At 74.7% G+C, this 26,889-nt stretch carries 24 protein-coding genes; 10 read left to right on the top strand and 14 right to left on the bottom strand.

Annotated elements, in window-relative coordinates; genetic code table 11:
- The first annotated feature begins 256 nt into the window (after positions 1-256).
- The gene (locus BMX65_RS14830) at positions 257-1,780 is read left to right on the top strand and encodes an ABC1 kinase family protein (protein ID WP_079171897.1); all 1,524 of its coding nucleotides are present in this window, start codon (positions 257-259) and stop codon (positions 1,778-1,780) included.
- Between the two features lie 499 nt (positions 1,781-2,279).
- Here the strand turns inward: BMX65_RS14830 and BMX65_RS14825 are convergent, their stop codons facing one another.
- Together BMX65_RS14825 and BMX65_RS14820 are read right to left on the bottom strand one after the other, a co-directional pair.
- Positions 2,280-3,200 (bottom strand): alpha/beta hydrolase, encoded by a 921-nt coding sequence (locus BMX65_RS14825; protein WP_075000749.1) that lies wholly within the window; start codon positions 3,198-3,200, stop codon positions 2,280-2,282.
- Between the two features lie 172 nt (positions 3,201-3,372).
- Entirely contained in the window at positions 3,373-4,824 is a 1,452-nt protein-coding gene (locus tag BMX65_RS14820) for an amidase (protein ID WP_075000748.1), read from the bottom strand.
- A gap of 132 nt (positions 4,825-4,956) precedes the next feature.
- Here BMX65_RS14820 and BMX65_RS14815 point away from each other — a divergent pair, with 132 nt between their 5' ends.
- From BMX65_RS14815 to BMX65_RS14800, 4 genes are all read left to right on the top strand, one after another.
- Entirely contained in the window at positions 4,957-5,583 is a 627-nt protein-coding gene (locus tag BMX65_RS14815; RefSeq protein ID WP_075000747.1) for a TetR/AcrR family transcriptional regulator, read from the top strand.
- Positions 5,584-6,269: 686 nt separating this feature from the next.
- The gene (locus BMX65_RS14810; RefSeq protein WP_075000746.1) at positions 6,270-6,461 is read left to right on the top strand and encodes a hypothetical protein; all 192 of its coding nucleotides are present in this window, start codon (positions 6,270-6,272) and stop codon (positions 6,459-6,461) included.
- A gap of 64 nt (positions 6,462-6,525) precedes the next feature.
- Positions 6,526-7,518: an NAD(P)-dependent oxidoreductase gene (locus tag BMX65_RS14805; protein WP_075000745.1), complete on the top strand. Its 993-nt coding sequence runs from the start codon at positions 6,526-6,528 to the stop codon at positions 7,516-7,518.
- A gap of 171 nt (positions 7,519-7,689) precedes the next feature.
- Positions 7,690-7,905, top strand: a complete 216-nt coding sequence (locus BMX65_RS14800; protein ID WP_075000744.1) for a DUF2180 family protein — start codon at positions 7,690-7,692, stop codon at positions 7,903-7,905.
- Positions 7,906-8,036: 131 nt separating this feature from the next.
- Here BMX65_RS14800 and BMX65_RS14795 read toward each other — a convergent pair whose 3' ends face one another.
- Complete coding sequence (locus BMX65_RS14795) at positions 8,037-8,798, bottom strand: VOC family protein (RefSeq protein ID WP_075000743.1); 762 nt, start codon at positions 8,796-8,798, stop codon at positions 8,037-8,039.
- A 264-nt stretch (positions 8,799-9,062) separates the two neighbouring features.
- Here BMX65_RS14795 and BMX65_RS14790 point away from each other — a divergent pair, with 264 nt between their 5' ends.
- A complete protein-coding gene (locus tag BMX65_RS14790; RefSeq protein ID WP_075000742.1) occupies positions 9,063-9,248 on the top strand; it encodes a DUF5133 domain-containing protein in 186 nt (61 codons plus the stop codon).
- Positions 9,249-9,349: 101 nt separating this feature from the next.
- On the opposite strand, the gene BMX65_RS14785 is transcribed toward BMX65_RS14790, so the two are convergent.
- Positions 9,350-9,754, bottom strand: coding sequence for a cupin domain-containing protein (locus BMX65_RS14785; protein WP_075000741.1), 405 nt, complete (start codon positions 9,752-9,754; stop codon positions 9,350-9,352).
- Positions 9,755-9,805: 51 nt separating this feature from the next.
- On the opposite strand from BMX65_RS14785, the gene BMX65_RS14780 reads away from it, so the two are divergent.
- From BMX65_RS14780 to BMX65_RS14770, 3 genes are all read left to right on the top strand, one after another.
- Complete coding sequence (locus BMX65_RS14780) at positions 9,806-10,813, top strand: helix-turn-helix domain-containing protein (RefSeq protein ID WP_075000740.1); 1,008 nt, start codon at positions 9,806-9,808, stop codon at positions 10,811-10,813.
- 304 nt (positions 10,814-11,117) lie between these two features.
- The gene (locus BMX65_RS14775) at positions 11,118-11,672 is read left to right on the top strand and encodes a sugar O-acetyltransferase (RefSeq protein ID WP_075000739.1); all 555 of its coding nucleotides are present in this window, start codon (positions 11,118-11,120) and stop codon (positions 11,670-11,672) included.
- 186 nt (positions 11,673-11,858) lie between these two features.
- On the top strand, positions 11,859-12,278 hold the full coding sequence (locus BMX65_RS14770) for a DUF2267 domain-containing protein (protein ID WP_075000738.1): 420 nt from the start codon (positions 11,859-11,861) through the stop codon (positions 12,276-12,278).
- 85 nt (positions 12,279-12,363) lie between these two features.
- On the opposite strand, the gene BMX65_RS14765 is transcribed toward BMX65_RS14770, so the two are convergent.
- The gene (locus BMX65_RS14765) at positions 12,364-13,728 is read right to left on the bottom strand and encodes an NAD(P)-binding domain-containing protein (RefSeq protein WP_177214271.1); all 1,365 of its coding nucleotides are present in this window, start codon (positions 13,726-13,728) and stop codon (positions 12,364-12,366) included.
- Positions 13,713-15,098 carry an ATP-grasp domain-containing protein gene (locus tag BMX65_RS14760; protein ID WP_075000736.1) on the bottom strand — a complete coding sequence of 462 codons (1,386 nt, stop codon included), beginning with the start codon at positions 15,096-15,098 and terminating at the stop codon, positions 13,713-13,715. Before BMX65_RS14760 ends, BMX65_RS14765 begins: the two co-directional genes overlap by 16 nt.
- A gap of 135 nt (positions 15,099-15,233) precedes the next feature.
- On the opposite strand from BMX65_RS14760, the gene BMX65_RS14755 reads away from it, so the two are divergent.
- The gene (locus BMX65_RS14755) at positions 15,234-16,481 is read left to right on the top strand and encodes a glycoside hydrolase family 26 protein (RefSeq protein ID WP_075000735.1); all 1,248 of its coding nucleotides are present in this window, start codon (positions 15,234-15,236) and stop codon (positions 16,479-16,481) included.
- Between the two features lie 40 nt (positions 16,482-16,521).
- Here BMX65_RS14755 and BMX65_RS14750 read toward each other — a convergent pair whose 3' ends face one another.
- Genes BMX65_RS14750 through BMX65_RS14715 form a run of 8 tightly spaced genes read right to left on the bottom strand, consistent with a single transcriptional unit; the run spans position 16,522 to position 26,782 of the window.
- A complete protein-coding gene (locus BMX65_RS14750; RefSeq protein ID WP_075000734.1) occupies positions 16,522-17,754 on the bottom strand; it encodes a GNAT family N-acetyltransferase in 1,233 nt (410 codons plus the stop codon).
- The gene (locus BMX65_RS14745) at positions 17,751-18,572 is read right to left on the bottom strand and encodes a YveK family protein (protein ID WP_075000733.1); all 822 of its coding nucleotides are present in this window, start codon (positions 18,570-18,572) and stop codon (positions 17,751-17,753) included. Before BMX65_RS14745 ends, BMX65_RS14750 begins: the two co-directional genes overlap by 4 nt.
- Positions 18,573-18,577: 5 nt before the next feature.
- The gene (locus BMX65_RS14740; protein WP_075000732.1) at positions 18,578-19,834 is read right to left on the bottom strand and encodes a glycosyltransferase; all 1,257 of its coding nucleotides are present in this window, start codon (positions 19,832-19,834) and stop codon (positions 18,578-18,580) included.
- The gene (locus tag BMX65_RS14735; protein ID WP_177214270.1) at positions 19,831-20,601 is read right to left on the bottom strand and encodes a polysaccharide deacetylase family protein; all 771 of its coding nucleotides are present in this window, start codon (positions 20,599-20,601) and stop codon (positions 19,831-19,833) included. Before BMX65_RS14735 ends, BMX65_RS14740 begins: the two co-directional genes overlap by 4 nt.
- Positions 20,591-22,411 (bottom strand): murein biosynthesis integral membrane protein MurJ, encoded by a 1,821-nt coding sequence (murJ, locus tag BMX65_RS14730; protein ID WP_239501982.1) that lies wholly within the window; start codon positions 22,409-22,411, stop codon positions 20,591-20,593. The genes BMX65_RS14735 and murJ overlap by 11 nt, the downstream gene beginning before the upstream one ends.
- The gene (locus BMX65_RS14725) at positions 22,408-23,844 is read right to left on the bottom strand and encodes an O-antigen ligase family protein (RefSeq protein WP_075000731.1); all 1,437 of its coding nucleotides are present in this window, start codon (positions 23,842-23,844) and stop codon (positions 22,408-22,410) included. The genes murJ and BMX65_RS14725 overlap by 4 nt, the downstream gene beginning before the upstream one ends.
- Positions 23,841-25,541, bottom strand: a complete 1,701-nt coding sequence (locus BMX65_RS14720) for a sugar transferase (RefSeq protein ID WP_075000730.1) — start codon at positions 25,539-25,541, stop codon at positions 23,841-23,843. Before BMX65_RS14720 ends, BMX65_RS14725 begins: the two co-directional genes overlap by 4 nt.
- The gene (locus BMX65_RS14715) at positions 25,538-26,782 is read right to left on the bottom strand and encodes a glycosyltransferase family 4 protein (protein WP_075000729.1); all 1,245 of its coding nucleotides are present in this window, start codon (positions 26,780-26,782) and stop codon (positions 25,538-25,540) included. The genes BMX65_RS14720 and BMX65_RS14715 overlap by 4 nt, the downstream gene beginning before the upstream one ends.
- Positions 26,783-26,889: the final 107 nt, after the last annotated feature.

The following is a 26,889-nucleotide window of genomic DNA, read 5'->3' as shown; positions in this document are numbered from 1 at the left end:
GGAATTCCGTGCGTGACGCGTTGTCGTCTTCCGGGGCGGTCCGATGGTTTATCCCGTGGCCGAACGGGCCATTGCCTTGGATATGCCGCAAGCGATCACGTCGGCGGTGCCCGGCACACGCCGCCGCGGGCGGCACCCGCCGCGCTGCTGCCACCGGGGAACAGGCACACGGGACCCTGCCGGTGGGCAGCGCTCGCCGCCCGGCGACCCCGGCCGGGACTTCCCTGCTCGTTCCCGTACCCAACCGGAGGCGCTGGTGCTTGCTGAACGTGGTCGGCTGCTTCTCGCGGTCGGGAGTGGGCTGCTGGCCGGGGAACTGAGCAGAAGCGGCGACCGGGGAGCGGGAGGAGAGCGGACCACCCGCGGGCAGCAGCGCGCGGCACGGGTACGTGCTGCCCTGGAGCGGCTCGGTCCGCTCTATGTGAAGGTCGGGCAGGTGCTCTCCACCCGTGAGGATCTCGTGCCGCCCGCTGTGGCCGGGGAATTGGCAGGGCTCCACGACCGGGTGCCGCCCTGCGCGTTCGAGTGGATGTCCCCGGTGCTCGAGGCGGAGCTGGGCCGCGCCTGGCGGCAGCGCTTCCAGCACTTCGACTCCCAGAACCCCTTGGGGTGCGCGTCCCTTGCCCAGGTCTACGCAGCCACCCTGAGCGACGGCCGTCCCGTGGTGGTGAAGGTCCAGCGTCCGGGCATCACGTCGGTCATGGCGGCCGACATGCGTCTGCTGCGCCTGGTCACGCGTGTTCTGTCCAAGCGGTTTCCGCTGATGAGCGAGACGATCGACTTCCACGCGATGGTGAGTGTGGTGTTCGAGGCCGTACGCCAGGAACTCGACTTCACGCTCGAAGCGGCGAACATGGACGAGGCCCGCAGGACGGTCGGTGCGGTTCCCGGCATACGGATTCCCGACGTCGTGCACGCGACGCCGAGAGTTCTGATCCAGCAGCGGGCTCCGGGCACCAGCATCCGCGACGCCGACCCCGCCGCGTTCGCCCCCGAGGAGCGCGAACGGATCGGCACCGGCCTCCTGGCGTTCATGTACCAGGGGTACTTCATCGACCACCGCTTCCATGCCGACCCCCACCCCGGCAACGTCTTCGTCTGCCCGGGCGGACCGACGACCCTGATCGACTGGGGCATGGTCGGCCGGATCGACCGCCATGTGAGCAGCAGTCTGATGATGACGCTCCTGGGACTGGCCAACAACGACGCACACGCCGTGGCACGTTCGTGGGCCGAGATGGGCCGCCCGACGCCGTGGGCCGACCTCAGCGGGTTCGAGCAGGACATGTCCACCGTCGTCCCCAAGCTGGCGGCGATCCCCCTCAGCCGGCTGCGGTTCGGCGCTTCCTTGGCCGAGCTGCTCCGGCACTCCACCCGACGGGGCATCCAGACGAACCCCATGATCGGGCTGTTGGGCAAGTCCTTCGCCAACGCCGAGGGAACGGTCCGCTGCATCGCTCCGGAGCTGAGCGCCGTCGACGTGCTGGCCGACCAGGCGGACCGGGTGCTGCTCGCGCACGCGAGGACGTTGCTCTCCCAGCGGCAGCTCAGCTACTCCGCGCTCCAGGCGATCGCGGCGGTCGAGACCCTGCTCCCGCACACCAGGGCCGTCGGCCGGAACATCTCCGCCGGTGAACTGACAGTGCAACGAGCCGCCGTCACCCGGCCGTTCTCCTTGGTCGCCCACCGCGCGAACATCCGGAGCAGGCGCTTCGAGCGCCGCGTCCTGACGGCGGCCGCGCTTGCGTGGTACGTCAGCAGGCACATCGGCCGCCGCTGAGCCCGAAGCCTCCGCGGGCGGGCGGTCGGGGGAGTCTCCCCGAAGGACGGCGCGTCCGCTTCGGCGTCGGCGGGCCGCGGGCGCCGGGTGCGGCGCGCGAGCGTGCCGTGCGCCGTTCCCCGGCCCGCCTCGTCGTCGGCAGCCGAGGCCGTCCCTCCCGGGGTGTGACCGGGATACGCGCCAAAGGAGAGTTCGAGTTGTCCAGCGAGACGGTAGAGGCTGCCTTCGAGCCCGTAACCGGCGGCGAACTGCATACCAGGCGGGAGCCCCGTCCCGGCGTCGGCCTTCGCCGGCACGGACGTGGCGGGCATGCCTGCCGCATGGAACGACGACCGGTCGAAGACGCGCCGCATTCCTGCCGAGGCCGTCCAGCGCCTCTGCCCGCGGCGGCCCGACGTCCGCGGGCACAGCATCCCGCCGCGGCGAAACGTTACAGAACACGTCCTGCACCTGCCGTGACAGACCGTTCATGAACGATCGAAGGGAGCAGTTCGCATGGTCAGCGGCGGCTCGTGTGCAGGTGGGTCGCGAAGAACTCGGCGGCGGCCGAGGAGGTGGCCTCGAACTGTTCGACATAGGGGCCGTAGTGGCCGCCGGGTATGATCTGCAGCCATTTGGGCTCCAACGCTCGGTTGAAGGCGGACAACTGCAAGTCGGTGCCCGACGTGGTGTCGTCGTCTGCGACGATCATCAGCAGCGGCCTGGGACTTACCCTCTCGATATGGTCGCCGGCGTTGTAGGCGCGGCTCCACTCGCCGGTGCGGACGGTGACCTCGTTGCGCCACGACGGGGCGATCTCTCCGACCGCGGTGAAGTAGTCGAACGCGTCGTCGGCGGCGTAGACGGGGCCGTCGGCAGCGTCGCCGATCACCGGGCGTGTCGCGACTTCGCCGGTCTGCATACGGGCGATCCGCTCAGCCGCGAACCGCTCACCGGCTGCCGCCAATTGCGTCATGGGAATACGCCGCCATCCGGTCTGCACGCCGTTGACCGCGGGGGTCTGGCAGACCACGGCCTTGACCCGCAGGTCGTCGGCCGCCACGACGATGGCGTGCCCGCCGCTGTAACTGGTCCCCCAGACCCCGATCAGGTCGGGGTCGACCTCCGGCAGTGTGCTGGCGTAGGTGATGGCGTGCCGGTAGTCCTCGATCTGACGCCACGGATCGATCTCCTGGCGAGGACTGCCGTCGCTCGCACCGAAGTTGCGGTGATCGTAGACCAGCACCGCCAGCCCGGCGGCGACGAACCGCTCGGCGTAGCGGTCCAGGTACGCCTCCTTGACCAGGGAGAACCCGTGCGCCATGACGACGGCGGCGGTCGGGGCACTGTCAGGGGCCGGATAGAACCAGCCGCGCAATGTGGTGCCGTCCGCGTCGAATTCGACGTCGCGGCGTGTGCTGGAGTTGGAAACCGCGGGCATGAGCGGGACTCCTTCGTGGAACGTCGGCAGGTGGGGCCGACAATCGAGGGTGGTGCAGGACCCCGCACCGTGACCGTGTGCGGGGTCCTGCCGTACCAGGACGGCATGCGCGAGGCACTTCTCCCACTCGCTCAGCGCATGGCTCGTTGGCTCCCGGCTGCAGGGGCGCTTCTCAGTGGTCCGTGCGATTCCCTGCCCACACCGTGGGGATTCGGCCCGACCACGGGCTGGCCTGCTCCAACTGGCCGGCGAGGCGGAAGAGGCGGCTCTCGAGGCCGTATCCGGCGGCGAACTGCATACCGATCGGAAGCCCCGTTTCCGCGTCGGCCGTCAGCGGCACGGACATGGCGGGCGTGCCCGCCATGTTGAAAGGCATGGTGAACGGAGAGCGGTCGAAGACGGTGTCGATCCAGCCGAGGCCGTCCAGCGTCTGCGCGCTCTCGGCATAGGCGCCCAGGGGCGTGGGAAGCTCCGGCACGGTCGGGGTGAGCAAGATGTCGTAGGCGTCGAAGTACCGGGCCAGGCTGCGGGAGACACGGTTTCGGATCGTGAGAGCGGCGACGAACTGGGCGCCGCTGACCCGCTGCCCGTAGTGGTAGCCGGCGAGGGTCGCCGGTTCGAGGGTGGAGGAATCGATGGGCCGGCCGAAGGCGGCAGCCAGCTCGTCGACCGTGGCCGCGAGGTTCGCCGTGAACAGATGGGCGTTGGCCAGGACGTACTCCTCCCAGTCGGCCCCGAGGTCGACCTCGGCCTCCCTCACCTGGTGGCCGAGGGATTCGAGCAGACCCGCGGTACGAGAGAGGGCGTCGGCCACCGGTGCGGTGGTGCGGCGTCCGCCCCATGCCTGGGTGAGGACACCGATCCGCAGCCGGCCCGGGTGGCGGGTGACTTCCTCCGTGTACGGCCGGGACGGCTGTTGGGCGAAGTAGGGGTCACCCGGTTCCGGGCCGCTGATCTGGTCGAGCAGGGCCGCACTGTCGCGGACCGTGCGGCTGACGCTGCCGGGCACGGCCAGGCCGCTGAAGAGCTCGTCGAAGTCGGGGCCCATGGAGACCCGGCCGCGGGTGGGCTTCAGCCCGAAGAGGCCGTTGTGGGCGGCGGGGACACGGAGCGAGCCGGCGGCGTCGGTGCCGTGGGCAAGCGGTACGACCCCGGCAGCTACGGCCGCGCCCGCGCCCCCGCTGGATCCGCCCGCGCTCCGCTCCAGGTTCCACGGGTTACGGGTCGCGCCGTACAGCACTGGTTCTGTCGTGATGCTGTAGGCCATCTCCGATGTCGCGGTACGTCCGAACGTCAGCAGTCCGGCGCGACGCAAGCGCAGCACGAGGAAGGAGTCGGCGCGTGCGACGTGGCCGGCCGCAAGGCGGCTGCCCAGCTCCATGCGCCGCCCGGCCATGGCGGCTCCGATGTCCTTGATCAGGAAAGGGACCCCGGCCAGCGGTGTGCTGCCGGGCTTGGGCTCGTCGTCGGCCGGCCAGGTCTCCACGACGGCGTTGATCTGCGGATCGACCCCCTGCGTGGCCTCGAGCGCGGCTGCTTGCAGTTCGGCGGCGGTCACCTCCCCTTCGGCCACCAGTTCCGCGAGTCCGACCGCGTCATAGTTCACGTACTCGGCAACTCTCACTTTTACTCCTGGCGGAAAGAACAATACTACTGAGTCTCTGACGATACCGAACGGTATCGCATGGAACGAAGTGGTACCGTAGGAGCGATGACACAAGAGGCCCCGCACCCGAGCGGACGTCACGGAGCAGCCATGGCGTCGACCGCCGGCAGGCCGAGCAGGGTGGCGAAACTGCCGCCCCGCGAGCGCATCCTCGACGCGGCGGAAGAGCTCTTCCAGAGCGAGGGAATCCGGCGGGTGAGCGTCCAGGCGATCGCCGAGAAGGCCGCGACCACCAAAATGGCGATCTACCGGCACTTCGAGACCAAGGACGTGCTGGTCGCGGAGTGGATGCGGATCGTCGCCGCCGACTACCAGGCGGCCTTCGACCGGGTCCGGATGGAATACCCCGGCCGGCCCAGGGAGCAGATCATGGGCTTGGCCCGCTTCATCGCCGAAGGATTGCCGGCCATCTCGCACCGGGGCTGCCCGTTCATCAACTCCCTGGCCGAACTGCCCGACCGCTCTCATCCCGCGCGGCAAGTGATCGAGGAGCACAAGGCCCACCAGACCCGCAGGCTGGTGGGCCTGTGCGCCGAGGCCGGGCTGCCCGACCCCGAGCAGGCCGCAGCCGAGATCACCTTCGTACTCGAAGGCGCGCAGGTCAGCACGCAGAACGGAAGCATCGATCGGGCGGGGGACCGCCTGATGAGAATCGTCGAGGGAATCGTGGATCGGCACCGCTCCGCTCTCGACGCATCCCGGCCGGCCGTCGGCTGACAGCCTCGAATCCGTGTCCCCAGTACCGAGAGCCCGGTGCGCGTTCGCACAAGTTCACGGCAACACTTGCCTCCGAGTGCCGATGCCTGACTCCCCGGCGCCCCCTGCCCATCTGTCCTGCTCGGCGCCCCGCTCCGCTGTCGCGGTAATCAGCGTATTCGCTGCGACAGCGGATCGCCCCGGCCACGTCTCCGCAGGTGAGGCGTCCCATGTGCCCCGACGCATCGCCGTCCGTGGCATCGGCCGCCCACTCCAGCTCATCGCGGCTCGGGGGGGGGAGAGAGAGAGAACAGGTGCAGCTCATGCGCGGTGATGAGCCGCTTGAACCGCGGATACGCGGTCCGTTCGATCGATGTCACAACCCACCCCAGGACCCAGACGGCGCTCAACATCGCCACCAACGACACTGAGCCGAAGGGGTGACGGGTAGACGGTGCTCAGGAGTTCAAGATCATCCCGTTGCCCCTTTGGCGGGTGTCTCGGTCACACCTCCTCCCCCTCCACACCGCCGCCGGTCGATTCGACGTTGGACGCGGATTTGAGGCTTCTGCCGCAGTGACTCCTGCCTCAGTGGCGTGATGCTGATCAAAAGTCCCCACAGGAGCTTCAATGAAACGATGGAAGGTGTCGAGGGCGCGCCGCCACCGGAAACTGCGCCCCGTGCAACAGAGCGGAGGAGGTCCGAGATGAAGTTCGTGCTCGAGGTGGACATCAGCGGCATGCAGGGCGAGGGGGAGGCCGTGGCCGAATTGGGCCGGGCACTGCGGTACTGGGGCGGCAACCTGCGGCACTACGCACTGGAGCCGGGCGACGGATCGGAGGTCTACGACTCGCAGTACCGTCAGGTCGGAAGCTGGCACATCGCCGCGTCCTCGTGACCTGACAGCCGCAGCAGCGCGGCCGAGGACGCCACCGGGGCCGGGGCGACGGAGAGGAAGGCCGATGGCGATCGAAGGCGTGGACCCCCGACGGATCGGACGGGAACTGGAGGGCGCTGCCGTCACCGTCGACCCCGGGCTGCCGGCGCCGGTGCGTGCGGGCGTCGAGGAACTCGTCCGGCGTCCGCTGGGCCCCGGTACCGGGCCGCGGGTCCATGTGGGCCCCGCCCTGCCCGAACTCGGCCCCGGCGAGCGGCTGCTGTGGATGCACAGCACCAACGCCGGGGTCGACGCGCTGCTGGCGGCGTCCGCCGGCTGGCCGCCCGGGACGCTGCTGACCCGCACGGTCGGGCGGATGGGGGAGCGGATCGGCCAGTACGTACTGGCCTGGGTGCTGGCCGAGCTGCAGCAGATCCCGGCCTTCCTGGAGCAGCAGACCTCGCGCACCTGGAACCGGCTGCCCACGGAACTGGCCGACGGCACCCTCGCCGTCGTTCTCGGGACCGGCGGTATCGGTGCGGGCATCGCCGCCGCACTGCGCCCCTGCGGGGTGCGCACGGTCGGGGCGGCCCGCACCGCGCGTCCGGTGCCCGGCTTCGACGAGGTCGTCGCGCTCGGCGCCCCGGACGGCTCCTGCGCCCCGGACGGCTCCGGTGCGCCGTCGGCGGAGCTGGTCGCGGCCCTGGGGGCGGCGCGCTGGGTGGTCGGCGCGCTGCCGCTCACCCCCGCCACGGAGGGACTCCTGGGCTCGGGGTTCTTCGGCGCGCCGGCCGGTGCGACGTTCCTCAATGTGGGCCGGGGCGCCACCGTGCGCACCGAGGCACTCGGCCGGGCGCTGGAGGAGGGCCGGGTGGCGCACGCGGTGCTGGACGTCCTGCCGGAGGAGCCCGCCGGGCCCGGGGCACCGGCCTGGGAGCTGCCCCGCACCACTCTCACCGCACACTCAGCCGGGCCCACCACCGCCGCCGACGTCCTGGCCGACTTCCGCGCGGCGTGGCTCGCGCTGGGCGCGGGGCGGCTTCCCGGCCTGGCCGTCCGCGCCGCGCGGGGCTACTGACCCCGAGCCGGAAGCACCGGCCCGGCGCCCCGGCCGGCGCAGCCGCCGAGCGCCGTTCGGCGCACCGCCGGGGGCATGCGCTGCGCCGAACGGCCGTACCGATGCGTACGGCGCCGTACGGAGGGGAACTCGCGCACAGTCCGCCCTTACGGCTCCGAGAGAGGGGGCGTCATGCACTGCTACGACTGCTTCAAGGAGGGCACCGAGACCTCGGCCCTGGCGGTCTGCGTCGACTGCGGGGTAGGTGTATGCGACCGCCACCTGCACAGCGACCCCGAGCCGGTGCGGCGCTCGATGAGCGTCGGCCAGGTCTGGTCCTCGCGCGACTCGCGCCGGATGATCTGCCTGGTCTGCCACGACGTGCTGCAGCAGAACCGGAAGGGCTGAGGCGGGCCCGCGGCGCGGGCCGGGGAGCCGCGTGCGGCACCGCACCACCCGGCACGGCAGCCGCCGGTCCGCGCCGGGACGGGGCCGGTCCGCGTGGGGACGGGGCCGGCCGCCGGGCCCGGTTTCCGGCGTCAGATGCCGAGCAGGCGGAAGAGCCCGCCGTCCGGGTCGCGGACGGTGGCGACCCGGCCGTGCGGAGCGTGCTGGACGGGGGAGACCACGGTGCCGCCCGTCCGCTCCGCCGCACTCAGCGCCGCGTCGATGTCGGACGCGCGGAAGTACACGTCCCAACGGGTGCGGATCTGGGGGTCGGAAGCGGCCTCGATGCCGCCTCCGCGGAGCCCGGCGACAGTCTCGCCGTCCACCAGGATGTGCACCTCGTCGCTCTGCTCCTCGTAACTCACCCCGTGGCTGGGGTTCTTCGTCCAGTCGAGCACGGCACCGTAGAAGAGCGCCGCGGCGAAGGCGTCACCGGTGCGCAGCTCCAGCCAGGCCGGTGCGTGCCCCGCGCCGACCGCCCAGCCGCGCGGCAGTTCCCCCTGCCAGACGCCGAACGCCGCACCGTAGGGGTCGGCGGCCATGGCCGCCCGGCCCTCGCCGACCCGGAGCGGGCCGACGGCGACGGTGGCACCCCGCTCGCGGACCCGCTCGCAGACCAGGTCGGCGTCGTCCACGGAGAAGAACACCGTCCAGCGGACGGGAAGCTGCCAGGAGACGGCTGCCTCGTTGAAGCCCGCCACCGGGTCGCCTTCCCTGGTGGCTGTGCGGAATCCGGGGCCCAGGGAGCTGTCGGTGAAGGACCAGCCCAGCACGGAGCCGTAGAAGTCCTCGGTGGCCTGCCGGTCACGGACGGTCAGACTGACCCAGCAGGGCACTCCGGGTACGGAATCCATCACGTCACCTCAGGCCTCCTGCCGGTTCCTTTCGCACGACGGCGGGCTCATCCCTCCCGGGCGCCGGGGTGCCCAGAAGCCGAGGCGGCAAAACGGGCGGAAAGCGCGGAGGACGGGAGTACAGGTTCATATCGGCTTTTATGTGTTTGTCCGCCCTGTGCCGGGTACTGGGCCTGTGCACCGCCTGCGCGGCCCGCAAGAGCCGCAGGGCGGCAGCCGTGTCCCGCACCGCCGAGCGCCGCAGCGCGCCTCCGAGGAGTTGCCATGATCGCCCACCCCGACACCCTGCGCGAGCTGCTCACCCGCTACGAGGCCCTCCGCGACCGGTCCGGGGACCGGCAGGAGCTGGACGACGTCTCGTACACGCTCTGCGTCTCCACGGGGACCCGGGACATCCGTGACGCGGTGCGGGCGGCCCGGGCCCATATCGCGGAGGTCCGTGCGGCCTGAGCGGTGTGCCCTGCCGCGCTGCGGCCGGGGCCGCGTCGCGGGCACGGGACCCGCGCCGGGCGGCGCTGCGCGGCGCACGGACCGCCCGGCGGCGCTCGGCCTCAGCCGGCGTTCCCGGTGAGTTCGTGTCCCGTCGTGGCGTCGACGTGCGCGGGCACCTCCTCGTGCCGGTCCCCGACGGTGGAGGTGCCGGTGGGCTCGAACAGCAGCAGGGCGGCGCTACCGGGCGAGGCGGGCCTGTGCTCCACTCCGCGCGGCACCGTGAAGACCGCCCCCGTTCCCAGCCGCACCGTCCGCTCTCCGGCCGGCTCCCGCAGTGCGATCTCCAGCTCTCCCTCCAGGACGAGGAAGAACTCGTCCGTGTCCTCGTGCACGTGCCACAGGTGCTCGCCGCGGACCTTGGCGATGCGTGCGTCGTAGTCGTTGACGCGGGTGACGATCCTGGGGCTCCACAGTGCGTCGAAGGAGGCCAGGGCCCGGTTCAGGTCGATGGGTTCGCTGTTCATGGCTTCATCCTGGGACGTGACGGCGTCCGCCGCGACTGCTAGAAATCGCATATGGCGCAAGATTCCTCGCACGGTCGGCCGCCGGGTCTCCACCGGGTCGTCGTGCTCGTCGACGAGAACTCCAACCCCTTCGAACTCGGCTGCGCGACAGAGGTCTTCGGACTGCGCAGGCCCGAGCTCGGCCGGGAGCTGTACGACTTCACGCTCTGCTCGCCCGAACCGTGCACCGCGATGCGCGACGGCTTCTTCACCCTCACCGGCGTCGCGGACCTGGCCGCAGCCGAGCAGGCGGACACCCTGATCGTGCCCAACCGGCCGGACATCGACGTGCCCAGGCGCCCCGCGGTGCTGGCGGCCGTCCGCCGCGCCCACGCGCGCGGCGCCCGCCTCCTGGGCCTGTGCAGCGGAGCGTTCACCCTCGCCGAGGCGGGTGTGCTGACCGGACGGCGCGCGACCGCGCACTGGCAGTGGGCGGACCGCTTCCGCGCCCGCTTCCCTGACGTGCATCTGGAACCGGACGTGCTCTTCGTCGACGACGGCGACATCCTCACCGCCGCGGGCAGCTCGGCCGCGCTGGACCTGGGACTGCACGTGGTGCGCCGTGACCACGGCGCCGAGGTCGCCAACGCGGTGAGCCGCCGCCTGGTCTTCGCCGCGCACCGGGACGGCGGGCAGCGGCAGTTCGTGGAGCGGCCGCTGCCGCGTGCCCCGGAGGAGTCGCTGGCACCCCTGCTGGAGTGGGCCCGTGAGCGGCTGGGTGAACCGCTCACGGTGGCGGACCTGGCGGCCCGGGGGGCGGTCAGCACCGCCACCCTGCACCGCCGCTTCCGCGCCCAGCTCGGCACCACGCCGCTCGCCTGGCTGGTCGGCGAGCGGGTCGCGCTGGCCTGCCGGCTGATCGAGCGCGGCGAGGAGCGGCTGGAGGTCGTCGCCCGCGAGAGCGGGCTCGGCACCGCCGCGAACCTGCGGTCCCGGCTCCGCCGGGAGACCGGGCTGAGCCCGTCTGCCTACCGCAGGCGCTTCGGCCGGGTCGACCTCCCGGCCGCCGCCGGGGCGTGAGCCGCCCCGGCGCGCGGGACGGACATCCGGGGACCGGCCGCGGTGCGGCCGGTCGTGTCATGCGGTCGGCAGCCCGGAGGCGTCCAGCACCCGCCGGACCGCGGTGCCGTCCGCCGACGCCCCAGCGACCGGTTGACGTGCTCCGTGGCCGCTCGCTGTCGCGGTGCGCGGCTCCTCCACGGGCAGCAGCCCGACCGCCGCAGGCCCGGGAAGCGCGGCACGCCGTGACCGGGAGCCGTCTGCCCTCACCCGCGAAGTCCGCCGCCGGAACGGCGCCTTGCGGGTGCTCTGCGAGAGTGTGCCCATGGGTGAGAACAAGCGGCGGATGCTGGCGGGGGACTGGTATGTCCCGGACGACGAGGAACTGCTGGCGGACACGGTGCGGCGGGCCGAACTGTGCGAGCTCTACAACGCGTCCGGTACCGCCCCGCCCGAGGAGCGGCGCCGGATACTGGAGCGGCTGGTCGGGGACCTGGGCGAGCGCGTGCGGATCCGCCCGCCCTTCCACTGCGACTTCGGCAGCCGGCTGTCGATCGGCGCCGGCACGTTCGTGAACTTCGGTGCCGTCTTCCTGGACGCGGCGCCCATCACCCTCGGCCGCGACGTGCAGATCGGGCCCTACGTGCAGTTGCTGACCCCGACGCACGAACTGGACGCCGAACGGCGCCGCGCGGGCTGGGAGAAGGGGCTGCCCATCACGATCGGTGACAATGTGTGGCTCGGCGGCGGTGTGATCGTCTGCCCCGGTGTCACGATCGGCGCGGACACGGTCGTCGGGGCCGGTGCGGTCGTCACCGCGGACCTCCCGGGAGGCGTGCTGGCCGTGGGCAACCCGGCGCGGATCGTACGCGAGCTCTAGCGGCGGGCCCGGAGGCCGTCCCCTCCCCGCGGCGTCCTCGGGGGCGGACAGGCTTCCGGACACGCCCTGTTGCGCTGCGCCGCTGCTCGGGCGCGGAGGGTGTCCGCCCGGACGTGCGACCGGCACGCGGGGCGCGCATGCTGGAAGGGGCCTGGTGGAGTCACCGCTCTAGTGAGGAGAAGCCCCATGCAACACGACGAGTTCATCGGCCAGGTACAGGCGCGGGCCCACCTCGAGAGCCGGGGCGCGGCCGAGGCGTGCACCCGTGCCACCCTGGAGACGCTGGCCGAACGCATTCCGGCCCCGTTGGCCGACCATCTGGCCGCGCAGCTTCCGACGGAGCTGGGCGAGCATCTGCGGCGCATCGAATATGCGCCGGACATCCCGCAGACCGGGGTGCGGATGACCCGGCAGGAGTTCTTCGACCGCGTCGCGCGGCGGGCCGGTGCGCAGCCGCCGAAGGCCGTGCACGAGGCCAGGACGGTGGTCGAGCTGCTGGAGGAGGCGACCCAGGGCGCGCTGACCGAGCGGATCCGGCAGTCCATGGACGACGAGCTCGCCTCGGTCCTCTTCGCCGGGAGCACCGGTTCGGCCCACGCCCGCTGACGGCCGCCGCCCGCCTCGCCCCCGCCCGGGGCCGGTGGGCCGATCGGCGTCCGGCCCGGTCCGGACGCCGACGTCGGCACCGCCGTCACCGCGACGCCTTCACCTCCCGGCCGGGCGCCGGGGCCTCCCCGGCGGCCGCTTCCCGGGTGGCCGAGCGGGGCACCGCCACCCGCGGGGAGTGCCCGGAGCCGCCCGTGGCGCGGGTCGCCTCCGCCGCCCGGCGTGCGGCCACGTGCCGGCACACCCCCGCGACCAGTCGCGGAGCCGTGAAACCGGCGCCGTGCACGAAGCGCATCGCGGGGCCGAACGAGGGTGCCGTCAGCAGCCCCGCGAAGAACAGGCCCGGGTGCGAGGACTCGAAGTCGTGGCCCAGCCAGGGGCCGTCGCTGTCCCCGACCCGGCGCAGGGTCTCCCGCAGAGTGGAATCCAGCAGCCCGAGCCGGAACAGCTCCGGGGCGAACCCGGTCGCGGCCACCACGTGGTCGGTCTCCAGCGTCCGTGCCGTGCCGTCCGCCGCTCTCAGCCACAGCCGCACCCGGGAGCCGGGGCCGTTCCCCACTCGCCGGATCCCGCCCGCCGTGCGGTCGGCGGCCGTGATGGTGTGCCCCAGCAGGGTCGGCACGGCGGGCTCGAACCGCTCCCGCAGCCACCAGGCTCCCGCCGGGCCGAGGGCGTTCCGGGCGATGTGCAGCCGCAGCGCGGTGGGCAGCCGCCGCACCGCGCCCGGGTGCCGGGACCACACCCAGGTCGGCCAGCCGGTGCCCAGCGCGCTGTGCGGGTCGAGCAGCGAGCCGAGGCGGCCGCGGTCGAGCGGTTTGGGAGGGGTGTTCCAGTTCAGGCGGGGTGCCCGGGCCACGACCCGCGGTTCGGCGCCCTGCTCGGCGAGCAGCGCCGCGGTCTCCAGCGCCGCCTGCCCGGCGCCGACCACCGTCACGTCCTGGCCCCGGAACCGGCTCAGGTCGCGGTGGTGTGTGCTGTGGGAGGCCAGCTCGGCGGGCAGGCCGCGCAGCGGGCCGGGCCGGTGCGCGAACGGCAGCACTCCGACGGCGAGTGCCACGGCCCGCGTGGTGAGCTGCTCGCCCTCCGCGGTGCGGATCCGGAAACCGGACTGGTGCGGAGCGACCCGGGTGACGGTCAGGTCCTCGGCCGGGGGTGCGGCCCGGCTGCCGAACCAGGTGCCGTACTCGGTGAAGGTGTCCAGCGGCAGCGGGCGGCCGTGGCCCACCTCGATGCCCCGGTCCGCGCAGTAGGCGGTGAGCGTGTGGGCGCTCTCCGGGTCGGAGAGCGCGGAGGCGCCGGGCTCGGACTTGAGGAACATGCCGCGCGGCATGTGATCCCGCCAGGAGGCCATCGGCTTGCCGAGGACCCGCAGGCGCAGTCCCGCCGCCGCCGCGTGCGAGGCGATGGACAGTCCGTAGGGGCCGGCGCCCACCACTACGAGGTCGTACATGGATTCCTTCTCTCTGTGTGCGGTGTCGGCTCTGTGTGCTGCGGGCCCTCAGGTCCGGGCGCGGGGTGCGCCGGGCCCGCGGTGACGGGGCGCGCCGCGCTCGCGGCGTGCTCCGGGGCGGTTCTGGCACTGCCGGTGCGCAACCGCTCGCGCAGGGCGGCCGGGTGCGCCCCCCTGGCCAGGCAGCGGCCCAGCCAGCCCGCGGCCATCGCGGCGAAGGGCAGCGGGTCGTCGGCGGCGAACCAGGCGCGCTCGACCGGGCCGCGCGGTGCCGCCCGCGCGCGTCCGCGTGCCCGCGGGCCCAGCAGCGCGGACAGCAGCGCGTAGTTCTCCACGACGAAGCCCCGGCCCGGCCCCCCGCGCGGTACCGGCACGGGACGCCCGGTCAGATGCAGGTGCTGGGCCCGGACCACGTCCAGTCCGGCGCCGTCCGTGAAGAGCCGGAACTGCGCCCCGGGGCGGGGGTTGAAGTCCACCAGGTGGTGGATGCCGGTGACCGGGTCGAGCCGGAAGTCGAGGTCGAGGATGCCGCGGTAGTCCAGGGCCGCCGCGAGGCGGGCCGCGGCCTCCTCCACGGCGGGGCACGGCAGCCAGGTCCCCACCGCGGTCAGCCCGGTGCGGGGCGGCCAGGAGCGCTCCTTGCGCCCGGCGCCGCCGATCAGGAACCGCCCGCCCTCCGCGGCGTACCCGTGGAAGAACCAGTCGGCTCCCGGCGCGTCCGGCAGTCTGCGCTGCAGCAGCAGGGCGCTGCCCGCCTCGGCGGTCCGCTCGTACAACCGCGCCGCCTCGTCCGGACTCCGGACGAGCGCGGTGCTGCGCAGGCCGGGCGGCAGCAGCCAGGGGCGGCTCCATTTGGCCACCGCCGGCAGCCCGAGCTCCGCGGCGGCGCGCGCTGCCTCGTGCGCGCTGCCGGGCAGCACCGTCGGGGGGTGCGCGACCTCGGCGCGGGCGCAGACGGCGGACAGCTCGGCCTTGTCCGCCAGCCGGGCCGGCAGCAGCGGCGCCACCGCGGGCAGCAGGTACCGTCCGGCGAGCCGGGGCGCGAGCCGGGCGGCACCGATCGCGCCCCGGTCGTCCAGCGGAACGAGCACGGCGGGCCTGCCGATCGTCCCGGACGTCTCCAGCAGCGCGCGTTCCAGCTCCGCGTCGGTCGGCGCGCCGCCCGGCCCTGCGGCTGCCGCGGGCCGCGGCGTGTGCACCCGGTGCAGGAAGCGGGTCCGGCCCACCGCGCCGATCCGCGAGCCGACGAGTGCGTGCACCTCCACCCCGGCACGCCCCAGCGACCGGGCGGCTCCCAGGGTGCCGTGGTGGTACGGGTTCGGATCGAGTCGCAGCAGCAGCGCGGGGACGTCCGTGGCGAACGACGGCATGGGGCATGTCCTTCAGGCGTGGGGTGGGCGGGCGGGGCGAGAATCCTGCTGACGGATCATCAGGATTCCGGACCGGCGGATGACCGGACCGCGGGCCGAGGCCGCACAGCGGCCCGGAGGCGACCAGGAGGAGCCATGCGGAGCCACAGACGTCAGCGGATCAGGGCGGTGCTGTGCGGCGGGGTCCTCGCCGCGGGGCTGCTGGCCTCCTGCACCGTGCTGCCGAACGGCGGACCGGGAACCGAGCCGGGCGAGCGGCCGCTGCGCAGCCCGCAGCCCTCCGCCTCCCCGGCCCCGAGCCGGCCCGCTCCCCCCTCGTCCTCCGCTCCCTCCGCGTCCGCCTCCCCCTCCGCGCCGGTTCCCGCCGCCGATCCGGCCGTCGGCGCGTTCCTGGGTTCCGGACCCGAGGGGGTGCACCGCATCCGCGGGATGGAGCGCTGGCTGGGCGGCACCCGGCTGCGCGCCGGGCACACCTTCCTGCCCGGCCGCCTGTGGACCGACATCGAGGGCCCGCCGCGGTTCCTGGAGCCCTGGGCGCGCTGGCGGCACGCCGACCCGAAGCGGCTGCTGGTGCTCAACGTGCCGATGGCCGCCCGCAACGAGGCCGGCCTTTCCGACGCGCGGGTACGCGCCCTGCTGCGCGAAGGCGCGGCCGGGCGCTTCGACGGCCACTACCGGAAGCTGGCCGAACGACTGGTGCGCCGGCGCCTCGCGGACACCGTCCTGGTACTGGGCTGGGAGATGAACGGCACCACCTACACACACCGCTGCGGCCCCGACCCCAAGGCGTGGAGGGCGTACTGGCGCCGCATCGTGACCGCCATGCGCGCGGTGGACGGCCAGCGGTTCCGCTTCGACTTCGCGCCCAGCCGGGGCCGGGACGCGGTCCCCTGGCCCCGCTGCTACCCGGGCGACGACGTGGTGGACGTGCTCGGCATGGACGCCTACGACCAGCCACGCGGCATGCGCTTCGAGGAGCAGGTGCGCGAACCGTACGGACTCCAGGCGCACGTCGACTTCGCGGCGCGGCATCGCAAGCCCGTCTCGTACCCGGAGTGGGGGCTGTTCCGCAACGGCGACAACACCGAGTACACCCGCCGCATGCTGGAGTGGATGGACCGGTACAAGCCGCTCTACCAGACCATCAGCGACTACTGCCCGCACGGCGTGTGGCGCTGTGCGCGCAACCCCGCCTCCGCCGCGGTGTACCGGGCGGCGCTGGGCGCCGGGACGGGGCCGCCCCGGCAGACCGGGCAGACGCAGGCCCCGGGCCCTGCGCGGCCCTCGCCGCCCGCGTCCGCTCCCCGTCCCTGGTGGGACCGGTGCTGGGGGCTGGGCCACTACTGCGTGCGGTTCGACTGGCTGCGCTCCCTGGGCCGATAGCCGCCCGGACCGGGCCCAGCGCGGTGCTGCGCTCACGGCGTCACTGCCGGGTCCGGGGGCCGCGGCAGGCACGGCCCGGCAGGGCACGGACCACGGAGCTCAGCGGCCGTTTGCGCAGCAGTTCGGCCGCCAGCTCCCGGGCCGCCGCCTGCGCGGCCAGCAGCCCCAGCGCGGGCGCCAGCTCCCGCCGGGCCAGCAGATAGCGGCGGTTGACGGCGGTCACCGGGCGCCAGCGCAACTTGTAGGGCTCGGTGCCGCGCAGCATGCTCAGCGTGCCCCGGCCGCTGGCGGCGGCGTAATGGGCGTCGTGCTGCAGCAGCATCGTCGCGATGTCCACCCGCTGCTCGCGCAGCGCCGGATCGGCACCGTACAGATAGCCGCACACCAGGTCCCGGGAGGTGAAGGCGACATCGCAGGCCGCCACCCGGCCGCCGATCCGGTACTCGGTCACCGCCGCGTCCCCGCAGGCCACCAACGCGGTCGTGGCACGCACCAGATGCGCGCCGAACCGGGAGCGCAGATGCTCGGGCGTGACACCCCTGCCGCGCCACTGCCGCTCGTGCAGCCGCAGCATCGTGCGCACCGCGTCGGCCACCCGCTCCCCGGTCACGTCGTGCGCCTCGATGCCGAGTTCGGCGATCCGGCGGACCTTGCGCCGGGTGCGCTTGGCGCTGGCGGGCGCCAGCCGCCGCAGCATCTCCTCCATCGGAATGCCGGGCAGCTCCAGACAGGAGGAGTCGGCCAGGCACCGGCTGACCCCCGGCCAGGCCGCGTACAGCCGCTCCGCCGCACCGCCCGGGCGCACTTCGCGCAGATCGAGCACGGCGCTGCGGGAAGCGGAGTGGAGAGCGCGGGCCAGCGCCCCGGCGGCCCGCGGGCAACTGTCGTCCAGCAGCACGTCCTGGTAGTCGGAGATGCTGCCGCCGAGCGTGACCAGCGCCGGCAGCGGACGGTGCACGAGCATCAGCGGCGCGGCGGCGACCAGGCGGCCGTTCTCCCGCACCAGGACCACCCGCAGCCTGCCGCGCCGCCCGTAGGACCGCCACCACGACCACAGCCAGGCGTGACTCTGGAACGGCGTCGCCGACCGGTTGCGGGCGCGCAGCGCCTCCCACTCGTCGGCCAGCGCGGCGAACTGCTCCTCCGCGCGGCACAGCGTCGCCGTCAGCCGGACCGGTGGCTGTCCGGAGGCATCGCCCCGCGCGCTGCGCCAGGGGGAGAGGACCGGCCCGGCCAGCCGGCGGCGGGTGGGCGGCGGCAGCGGTGAGGTCATCGGGCCCCCTCCAGTCCGGCGGCCGCACGCCCGGCGGCCTCCGGCAGCGCGGCGGACGCAGTGTCGTCCCCGCCGGGCGCCGGAGCCGGGACGGCCGCGCCGTCCGCTGCCCGGCGCCGCTGCGGACGGGCCAGCAGCACCAGCGCGCCGAGCAGCCCGCCCGCACTCGTCCCCACCGCCACCGCGATCGGCATCGAGGGGGAGACCGGTCCGGCCGACGGCGCGGCGTGCGCGACGACCGTCAGGCGCACCCCTGTCCGCTTGGCCGACTTCTTCGCCGCGCCGGTCAGCGAACGCGCCACCGCGTCCGCGTAGTCCGCCGCACGGCCCGGCCGCGGCGCGCTGCCGGTGATGCGCACCATCGGTGCGTCGGGCGAGGCGGCCGCCCGCACCCGGGAGCGGAGCGCCCCGCGCGGCAGCCCCGCATCGGCCTCCGCGGCGCCGAGCACGAAGGCGTCCGTGGCCACCTTCCCGTACGCCTGGGCATAGCCCAGCGCCGAAGCCGCCTCGGCGTGCGGGCCGGGAGAGACCAGGACATAGCTGGTGGCCTCGTACCGCGGCTCAGTGAGCGTCGCGTACCCGCCCCCGCCGAGCGCCCCCAGTGCCACGCACACCGGTAGCGGCCACCACCCGAGGATCCGCGAACGGCGCCTGCGGCGATTCCGGCGCGCCGCGGGCCGGGCGGCACCGCGGCCGCGCCCGGTGCCGGGGGCTGCCGCCTCGTCGGTCTTCCCGGTTTCCGGGGTTTCCCTGGATTCCCCGGTGTTCCCGGTGTTCTCGGCAGACGACTCCGCCGTTCCCGGAGCGGCCTTGGACATGGAACTCACCTCGTTGTCAGGGGGCGGTCGGGGGAGAGGGACGGCAGCGCCGGTGATGCCGCCCCCGGCGTGCGGGCGGGTGCGGTCCCGCCGTCCGGGGACGTGCCCAGCGCCGTGCGGTAGACCAGCGCCAGGCGCTCGGCGCAGCGCGCGATGTCGTAGCGGTGCACCACCGGCGGTACCGGCAGCCGGGCCGGGCCCGGGGCCCGTGAGGTGTCCGCCGCATGCCGCGCCAGCGCCCCGCGCAGCGCCTCGGCCGGGCCGTCCGGGGAAGCGGCGAACCGGTGCGCCCCCGGAGCCTGACCGGGCGGGAGGTCCTCGATCGCCGGGCAGGCCGCGTAGAGCACGGGCAGTCCGGCGGCGAGCGCTTCGACGGCCGCCAGCCCGAAGGACTCCTCGGGGGACGGTGCGGCGAACACATCGGCGGCTGCCAGCACCCCGGGCACATCCGGTCCCGTGCCGCGAGGTGTCTGCCCGGCACCGGGCCCGCCCGCGCACTCGCCCAGCAGGCGCAGCCGGTCGCCGGCCCCCAGCGCCGCGGCGCGGGCGCGCAGCGCCGCAAGTTCGGGGCCGTCCCCGGCCAGCAGCAGATGCGCACCGGGCAGCGCGGCCACCGCGTCCACCAGGGCGTCGAAGCGCTTGCCCGCCACCAGGCGGCCCACCCCGGCCACCACGAAGGCGTCCGGTGCCAGCCCCAGACCGTTCCGCACGGCGGCGCGGGCGGCGGGATCGAAGCGGAAGCGGGCGGCGTCGATGCCGTTGGGCACCGTGCACAGCCGGGCGGCGGGAACGCCCCAGCGGCGCAGCCGCTGCTCGACCGTCGCGGAGACGGCGACGGTGGTGGTGCCGAGCCGTTCGGTCGCCAGATAGAGGGCGCGCACACCCGGAGTGAGGGGGCGGCCCTCCAACGCGCGCTCACCCAGCGAGTGCTCGGTGGCCACCACGGTGCGCACCCCGGCCAGCCGGGCGGCGATCCTGCCGTACACACAGGCCCGGTACAGATGGGTGTGCACCAGGTCGTAGTCCCCGGAGCGCACCAGCCGCACCAGCCGGGGCAGCGCGGCCAGATCGCGGTTGCCCGCCATCCCCAGATGGGCGACGGGGGTGCCGTCGGCGCGGATGCCCTCGGCCACGGAGCCGGGCGAGGTGAGGGTGACCACCTCGCCCCGCACGGAATGGGCCGGCAGATGGCGCAGCAGCAGCCGCAGTTGCTCCTCGGCCCCGCCGACGCCCAGGCCGGTGATGATGTGCAGCACCCTCATCGGCGCACCCCGTCCGGGCGGGCGGCTTCCGCTGGGGCGGAGGCCGCGGGCAGCGGCCTGCGCCGCAGCGGGTGCAGCACCTTCTTCAGATACAGCCGCACGGAGGTGTCCCGGGCGCCGACGTGGGCGCGCGGCAGGGCGTGCACTCCGGTCAGCGCTCCCGGATCGATGCCGCACGCGTAGCGGTAGCCGGCGGCGCGCACCGCTTGCACGGCCCGGTGGTCGAGCGTTCCGTAGGGATAGCAGAACCCGGCGGGTGCCGCTCCGGTGAGCTCGCCCAGCAGTGCCCGGCTGTGTGCCGTCTCGCGCTCCAGAGTCGTGTCGTCGGCGCCGGTCAGATCGGTGTGGACCAGCCCGTGCGAGCCGATCTCCATCCCGGCCGCGGCCGCCTCCCGGATGCCGTCGGCGTCCAGCAGCGCCTTGCGCGGCCCGAGTTCGTCCCAGGCGTTGTCGCCGCCCAGCCGTCCCGGCAGCACGAACGCGGTGGCCGTGCATCCGTACCGGCGCAGCAGGGGTACGGCGGCGGTCAGGAAGTCGGCGTAACCGTCGTCGAAGGTGAGCCCCACCAGCCCGGCGTCCCGCCCTGCAGCACGGGCCCGCAGCAGCCGTCCGGCGCTCACGCCGGTCAGCCCCCGGTCGCGCAGCCAGCGCAACTGGCGCTCCAGCCGCGACGGCGAGACGGTGATGCCGTACGGATCGTCGGGGCAGTCGGAGACCGAGTGGTACATCAGCAGCCAGGGGGCCCGGTTGCGGGTGTCAGCGGGCATGCGGGAACCTCCGTTTGACGGCGGTGGACAGATGCGACAGCTCCGGGGCTCCCACCAGCAGCCCGACGCAGAGGAAGGCGAGCAGCACGGCGCACCCGCCGGCGAGCGCCCCGGCCAGGGGTACGGCGAAGAGCCCGGACACCGTCCAGCCCGCACCGGCCGCGGCGGCGGCGGCCACCAGCAGCCGCAGCAGCCCGGCCGCCACGCCGGACACGTCGATGGCCACCACCCGGGCGCCCAGCCCGTGCAGCAGCAGGGCAGCGGTGGTGGTGATGCCCAGCGCGTTCGCCGCCGCGATGCCCAGAACGCCCCAACCGCCCGCCAGCGGAGCGCCGGTGCCCACCGTCACGGCCAGCCCGGCCCCCATCGCCGCGGCCGGGTACCAGGGCGGACGGCTGCCGGAGAAGAACGGCCGCACCAGGGCGCCGACCATGCTGTGCCCCAGCAGCCCGCAGCAGTAGACGCGCATCACCGCGGCCGTCGCGGCGGTGTCCCGCGCGTCGAAGGCGCCGCGCTCGAAGAGCAGGCCGATGATCTGCGGGGCGCAGGCGACCACGTACGCGGCGCCCAGCAGCACCACCGTCCCGGCTGTCGCCAGGTCGCGCTCCACCCGCCGCCGGGCCGCCACCGCGTCACCGTCTGCCATGGCGCGGGCCACGACCGGGAAGGTGACCGTGCACACCATCAGCGAGAGCACCATCGGGAGCTGGGCCACCTTCTGCGCGTAGTTGAGGTGCGAGATGGCGCCCGCGGGCAGCGAAGAGGCCATGAAGCGTTCGAAGAAGACCTGTGCCTGGCGGCTCACCGCGAACGTGACGACCGGCGCGAGTACGCCGAGGCCGACGAGCGTCCCGGTGTGCGCGCTCCGCTGTCCGCCGCGCGCCGTGCTCGGGGCCCTGCCCTGCGCCGGGTGCTGCTGCCGCAGCGGCAGGCGGCGCAGCAGCGGGGGCAGTTGGATGAGCACCATCAGCGCGCCGCCCACCGCCACGCCCAGCGCGGCGGCCCGCACCCCCCAGGCGCGGTGTGCGGCGAACATGACCGCGATGGTGGCGGCGTTGTAGGCGAGGTAGATGGCGGCGGGTGCCGTGAAGTGCCGGTGCGCGCGCAGCGCGGCGCTGAAGTACCCGGCGAGGCCGAAGGTGACCACGGTCAGCGCGGTCAGCCGCAGGCAGTCCACCGCGGTGCCGGTGGCGGGCAGGCCCGGTGCGAGCACCCGCACCACGTACGGCGCGGCCAGCATCAGCAGCCCGGCGGTGCAGGCGAGCAGCAGCGAGAGCCGGGTGAGCGTGGTCGCCACCAGCGCCCGCACCGGGTCGGCCTGCCCCGCGGTTCCCTCCGCGCGGGCCGCCCTGCGGGAGAGGGCGAGGCTGAAGGCGGGCACCAGGACGAGCGCCATGGCGTCCTCGATGAGCAGGGTGGCGGCCAGTTCGGGGACCGTCCAGGCGACGAGGAACGCGTCGGTGTCGGAGTCCGCGCCGAAGAGCTGGGCGATGGCCTGGTCCCGCAGCAGCCCGAACAGCGAACCCGCGGCAGTGAGCCCTGCGGTGACCGCGGCCGCCCGGGCGAGGAACCGTCCGAGCCGGGGCGACTCCTCGCCTGCGGGCGCCGACGCGGGCCGCGGGTCCGGCCGCGGCGCCTCCTGCTGGGGTGCGTCCGGCCGCTGGGGGACCGGCTGCCGCACGGCCCGGTGCGGCGCGGCTGGGTGCGGTGCGTCCTGCCGGGACGGGTCCGGTCGCCGACCGGTCGGGAGGGGTGCCCCGCCGGCCGGCGCGGATGCCGGCGCGTGCGGGGTGGCGGACGGGTCGGTCATGCGGCGAGGTCCCCGCCGGCCTGCCGGCCCTCCGCGTGCTCCTCGGCCGCGGGCGACAGGGCCCACCAGGTGCCCAGTCCCAGCACCAGAGCGGTCAGTACCGTCGACGGGCCACCGATGTCGCCGTAGAGGAAGTCCACGGCCTGCCACACCAGCAGCGCGGTGGCCGCGGCGCCGCAGTCGCGCACCCCGCAGGCGGCTCCGCGGCTCCGCGCGTCGGCCAGCCGGCGCAGCGCGCACACCAGCAGCGCGCCCCAGGCACCGAGCAGCGCCACCGTGCCCACCAGGCCCTGTTCGCTGAGGACCAGGAGATACATGTTGTGCGGCGAGAGCAGCGGCTCCCGCTGGAAGGGGACCCCCGCGCCCGCCGCGTCGCTGCCCGAGGACAGCTCCAGCGCGGCGTGCGTGTCCCGGTGCTCGGGGAAGCCCTTGGGGCCCACACCCGTGGCGGGAGCCTGCTGCCAGATGTCCGTCGCCGCGCTCCAGAGGGTGTAGCGGTCCGTCACCGAGCGGTCCGGTGAGGCCGAGACCTCGGTGATGCTGCCGACCCGCTGGCCCAACTCGTGTGTGGCCACCCCGAATCCGCCGACCAGCACCACGCCGGCCGCGGTCACGGCGGCGAGGGCGCACACGGTCGTGCGGATGCCGCGCAGTGCGAGGAGCAGCAGACAGGCCGGTACCGTCGCGAGCCACGCTCCTCGGCTGTAGGAGAGGGCCAGCGGCAGCACCAGCGCGGCGGCCGAGCCCAGCGCGCAGGGGCGCAGCCACCGGGGCGCCCCGGCCGGCGGCACGAGCCCGCACGCCAGCGCGATCACCAGCCCATAGGCCACGGCCGTGGCCATGCCCATCACGTCCAGCGCGCCGAAGGTACCCACCGCGCGGACCTCTTCGCCCTGGTAGGAGGCACCGGTGCCGGTGGCCGCCTGGACGACGCCGATGCCGCCCTCCACCAGCGCCAGCAGCACCACCGCACCGCACAGCAGCCGGGCGTCCCGCGCGTCGCGCAGCGCCAGCAGCACCGCACCCGGCACCAGGACGAAGAGCTGCAGATACCGCACGAAGCCCGGCAGGCTCGCCGCGGGATCGGCCGAGGCGACCGTGGTCACGGCGAACGCCGCGGTCGGTGCGCCCAGCACCAGCGCGGCCCGCGGGGTCAGTGCCCGGCGCGGGAGCCGCCCCCCGGCCCGCTGCCGGGCCCGGTCCCGCAGCAGCCCGAGCGCGCACCACACCACCAGCACACCGGAGCTCAGGTCGGCGGGGGTCACTCCGCTGTGGCCGCCCGGGCCCGCACTGTCCGGCGGTGCGCACAGCAGCCCCACCGTCACCAGCACCGGTACCACCGGCCGGTCCAGGCCGCAGCGCCGCACGGCGCGGCCCAGCGCGGTCCGGCCGTCCCGGATGGCGGGCGGCGCGCCGCCCGCCACCGCGCTCACCGGCCCTCCAGCCGGAAGAGGGAGGCCGCGGTACGGCAGATGATCCGCACGTCCTGCCACAGCGACCAGGTCTCGATGTAGTGGTTGTCGAAGCGCGCCCGGTCGGCGATGGAGGTGTCGCCGCGCAGCCCGTGCACCTGGGCCAGCCCGGTGATGCCGACCGGAGTGCGGTGCCGCTGCGCGTAGCCGGGGTGGAGGCGGCTGAAGTGCCCCACGAAGTAGGGCCGCTCCGGCCGCGGCCCCACCAGGCTCATGTCGCCCCGCAGCACGTTCCACAGTTGCGGCAGCTCGTCCAGCGACGTGCGGCGCAGCAGCCGGCCGACGGGACTGGTGCGCGCGTCACCGGCGACCGACCACCGGGTCGCCGCCTCGTGGTCGTCGGCGGGCCGCACGCTGCGGAACTTCAGCAGCGTGAAGGGGCGTCCGTCCTGCCCGATGCGCTCCTGCCGGAACAGCACGCCGGGCCCGTCCAGTACCCGGACCGCCAGGGCGCAGCCGGCCAGCACCGGCGCCGCCAGCAGCAGTGCGGGGGTGACCAGTGCGATGTCCAGCAGCCGCTTGCGGAGGCCGGTGCGCGGCCGGGGGCAGTCCAGCGTCAGGCGCCGGCAGGAGAAGCCCCACAGGTGCGCCTCGTCGGGCCGCCGGCTGCCGGAGGGGGCGTGCCCGCCGTGTGCGCCCAGTGCGCAACCGGGCCGGACCAGCCAGCCGTCGACCCCGCGGGCGCCCAGCATCCCGGCCACTGCCGCGGAGTGCGGGTCCTCCCAGGGGGATTGCAGGAAGACCGCGTCCCGCACGGCGTGCCGCGCCACCTCGCGTGCCACCTCCTCCGGCGTGGAGAGGACGGGCAGCGGCGGGTGTGCGGCGGCGCCGTCCGCCGGTTCGCTGCGGCCGGTGCCGGGCAGCTTGCCGCCGTCGGAGCCGCCCGTGCTGCCGGAGCCGCTCGCGCTCGCGGAGCCGCCCGTGCCTCCGGAGCCGCCTGGTGCCGCGGCGTCGTCCGGGCCCGGCTCGACCAGTGCCGTCGGCCGCAGTCCGTACCGGGGTCGCTCGACGAGCGCCGCGGTCACCGCCCGGGCGGTCTCGCCCCGGCCGACGACCAGGGCGCTCCGCGGGCGGCGCCGACCGCGGCGGCGGCGCACCCCGTGCACCAGGGCACGGAGTGCGCACACCAGTGCCGTGTTGACGGCGAAGCCCGCGAGCAGACCGGTCGGCCCCAGCGCCCCGGTGCGGTCGCACGCGGCGAGCACCGTGGCGCCGACGCACCAGGCCAGGGCCGCGCGCTTGCCGACGGCGGGCAGTTCGTCGAGTGCCTGCGGGTCGAGCCCGGGCCGGTAGAGGCCCGCTCGGGCGCACAGCACCGGCAGGCTCGCGCAGACCGGGGCCAGCAGCACGGGTGCGGCGTGCGGGCCGGCGCAGGAGAGCACGGCCGCTGCGGTCCCCGCCAGGTCGGCGGTGAGCAGTGCCGGCCCGCCGGTGCGGCGGCGCCGGGCGGGACCGGTGGGCGGCAGGGCGACCGGTTCGCGGGCCGACGGGAGCGGCAGGGGCGCCGACCGCCCTTCCTGCGGGACCGGTTCGCCCCCGGTGCCGGACACCGGCCGGGGGAGGACGGGGGTGGTGCGCGCGGGGCCTTCGGCGGTCGCCGTCGCCGGGTTCGTCGCGCTGTGCGGTTCCCGGGAGTCGTCAGTGCTGTCGGTGCTCATCTGCTGCCCGCTCCTTCCGCGGCGGGAACCGCCACCGTCGCCGTCCGGTGCCGCAGCACGTCCCGGTACAGCTCCAGTACGGCGGTGGTGGTCGTCGTGAGGTCGAACCGGGCGCGTACGTGCGCGTGCGCGGCGTCGGCCAGCTCCGCACGCAGCCGGGGGTCGAGGGCCAGGCGGGCCACCGCCTGCGCGAGCGCGTCCGGATCGGCGGGCGGCACCAGGCAGTCGGCCTGCTGTCCGGGGGGCAGCAGTTCGCGGGACCCGGCCACGTCGCTGACCACCACGGGGCGGCGGCAGGCCATCGCCTCCAGCGGGGTGAGCGCCATGCCCTCCCACAGCGAGGGCAGCACGACCAGGTCGGCTGCGGCGTACCAGTCGGCCACCGCGCCGCTGGCACCGGCGAACACCACCCCGGCGGGCGCTGCTCGGCGCAGCTCCTCCCGGTCGGGCCCGTCACCGACGAGCACCAGGCGGGCGTCCGGGACCCTGGCCGCCACCTGCGGCCAGGCGTGCAACAGGGTGCGCTGGCCCTTCTGTTCGCACAGCCGCCCGACGCACACCACCAGTACCGCCGAGGGCGGCAGGTCCGCCACCGCCGGGAGCGCCGGTGCGCGCGGCCCCGGGCGCGGCACGGCCCCGCGTCCGGCCTGCGAGGCCGGGGAAGCTGTGAAGCGCGCGGTGTCGACGCCGTTGTGCACCACGGCCCACCGGGCTTCGACGCCGACGGCGGCGCCGGCCGCCCGCTCCGCTTCGCTCACGCACAGCACGCGGTCGGCCCACCGGGTGGCGTACCGCTCCCAGGCGCGGGCCAGCCGTGCGGTGCGTCCTCGCGCGGCCTCGAAGGACCACGCGTGGGGCTGGTAGACGGTGGGCACCCGGCCGCGCAGCGCCAGCCGCGCGGCGAGGCCCGCCTTGGCACTGTGGGCGTGCACGAGGTCGGGTCGTACGGTGTGCAGCAGTCGTTGTACGCCGTAGACCTCCATCGCGACCCGGGCTCCCGGCTCCCGTGCGGCCGGCCAGTGCAGGGTCCGGGCTCCCGCCGCGGCTGCGGCGTCCGCCAGTTCGCCGCCCGCGGGGCAGGCCACGACGACGTGCAGTCCCGCTTCGACCTGGGCCCGTGCCAGGTCGGCGACGACGCGTGCGACACCGCCCTCGACGGGCTGGGCGAGATGCAGGACGGTCAGCCCCCCGTGCGGCTCGCCGCCGTGATGTGCAGTGCGCTGTGTCGGCAATTCCGGCATGGAACGACTCCGCCTCCCGAGATGAAGCAGAGTGACCTTGACAAAATCCGACTGTCGAACCTGAGCGGCGCGCCGGATATCTTCCGTTTTTCACCGACTGGTCCCAC

This window comes from Streptomyces qinglanensis (genome assembly GCF_900111245.1).
GTDB lineage: Bacteria > Actinomycetota > Actinomycetes > Streptomycetales > Streptomycetaceae > Streptomyces > Streptomyces qinglanensis.
This window is presented reverse-complemented; position numbering and strand designations above follow the sequence as displayed.

Excerpts from the sequence above, each read along its gene's own strand:
- BMX65_RS14825 (WP_075000749.1), bottom strand. The coding sequence starts at position 3,200 with ATGCCCGCGGTTTCCAACTCCAGCACACGCCGCGACGTCGAATTCGAC.
- BMX65_RS14815 (WP_075000747.1), top strand. The coding sequence starts at position 4,957 with ATGGCGTCGACCGCCGGCAGGCCGAGCAGGGTGGCGAAACTGCCGCCC.
- BMX65_RS14810 (WP_075000746.1), top strand. The coding sequence starts at position 6,270 with ATGAAGTTCGTGCTCGAGGTGGACATCAGCGGCATGCAGGGCGAGGGG.
- BMX65_RS14805 (WP_075000745.1), top strand. The coding sequence starts at position 6,526 with ATGGCGATCGAAGGCGTGGACCCCCGACGGATCGGACGGGAACTGGAG.
- BMX65_RS14800 (WP_075000744.1), top strand. The coding sequence starts at position 7,690 with ATGCACTGCTACGACTGCTTCAAGGAGGGCACCGAGACCTCGGCCCTG.
- BMX65_RS14795 (WP_075000743.1), bottom strand. The coding sequence starts at position 8,798 with ATGGATTCCGTACCCGGAGTGCCCTGCTGGGTCAGTCTGACCGTCCGT.
- BMX65_RS14790 (WP_075000742.1), top strand. The coding sequence starts at position 9,063 with ATGATCGCCCACCCCGACACCCTGCGCGAGCTGCTCACCCGCTACGAG.
- BMX65_RS14785 (WP_075000741.1), bottom strand. The coding sequence starts at position 9,754 with ATGAACAGCGAACCCATCGACCTGAACCGGGCCCTGGCCTCCTTCGAC.
- BMX65_RS14780 (WP_075000740.1), top strand. The coding sequence starts at position 9,806 with ATGGCGCAAGATTCCTCGCACGGTCGGCCGCCGGGTCTCCACCGGGTC.
- BMX65_RS14775 (WP_075000739.1), top strand. The coding sequence starts at position 11,118 with ATGGGTGAGAACAAGCGGCGGATGCTGGCGGGGGACTGGTATGTCCCG.
- BMX65_RS14770 (WP_075000738.1), top strand. The coding sequence starts at position 11,859 with ATGCAACACGACGAGTTCATCGGCCAGGTACAGGCGCGGGCCCACCTC.
- BMX65_RS14765 (WP_177214271.1), bottom strand. The coding sequence starts at position 13,728 with ATGTACGACCTCGTAGTGGTGGGCGCCGGCCCCTACGGACTGTCCATC.
- BMX65_RS14760 (WP_075000736.1), bottom strand. The coding sequence starts at position 15,098 with ATGCCGTCGTTCGCCACGGACGTCCCCGCGCTGCTGCTGCGACTCGAT.
- BMX65_RS14755 (WP_075000735.1), top strand. The coding sequence starts at position 15,234 with ATGCGGAGCCACAGACGTCAGCGGATCAGGGCGGTGCTGTGCGGCGGG.
- BMX65_RS14750 (WP_075000734.1), bottom strand. The coding sequence starts at position 17,754 with ATGACCTCACCGCTGCCGCCGCCCACCCGCCGCCGGCTGGCCGGGCCG.
- BMX65_RS14745 (WP_075000733.1), bottom strand. The coding sequence starts at position 18,572 with ATGTCCAAGGCCGCTCCGGGAACGGCGGAGTCGTCTGCCGAGAACACC.
- BMX65_RS14740 (WP_075000732.1), bottom strand. The coding sequence starts at position 19,834 with ATGAGGGTGCTGCACATCATCACCGGCCTGGGCGTCGGCGGGGCCGAG.
- BMX65_RS14735 (WP_177214270.1), bottom strand. The coding sequence starts at position 20,601 with ATGCCCGCTGACACCCGCAACCGGGCCCCCTGGCTGCTGATGTACCAC.
- murJ (WP_239501982.1), bottom strand. The coding sequence starts at position 22,411 with ATGACCGACCCGTCCGCCACCCCGCACGCGCCGGCATCCGCGCCGGCC.
- BMX65_RS14720 (WP_075000730.1), bottom strand. The coding sequence starts at position 25,541 with ATGAGCACCGACAGCACTGACGACTCCCGGGAACCGCACAGCGCGACG.
- BMX65_RS14715 (WP_075000729.1), bottom strand. The coding sequence starts at position 26,782 with ATGCCGGAATTGCCGACACAGCGCACTGCACATCACGGCGGCGAGCCG.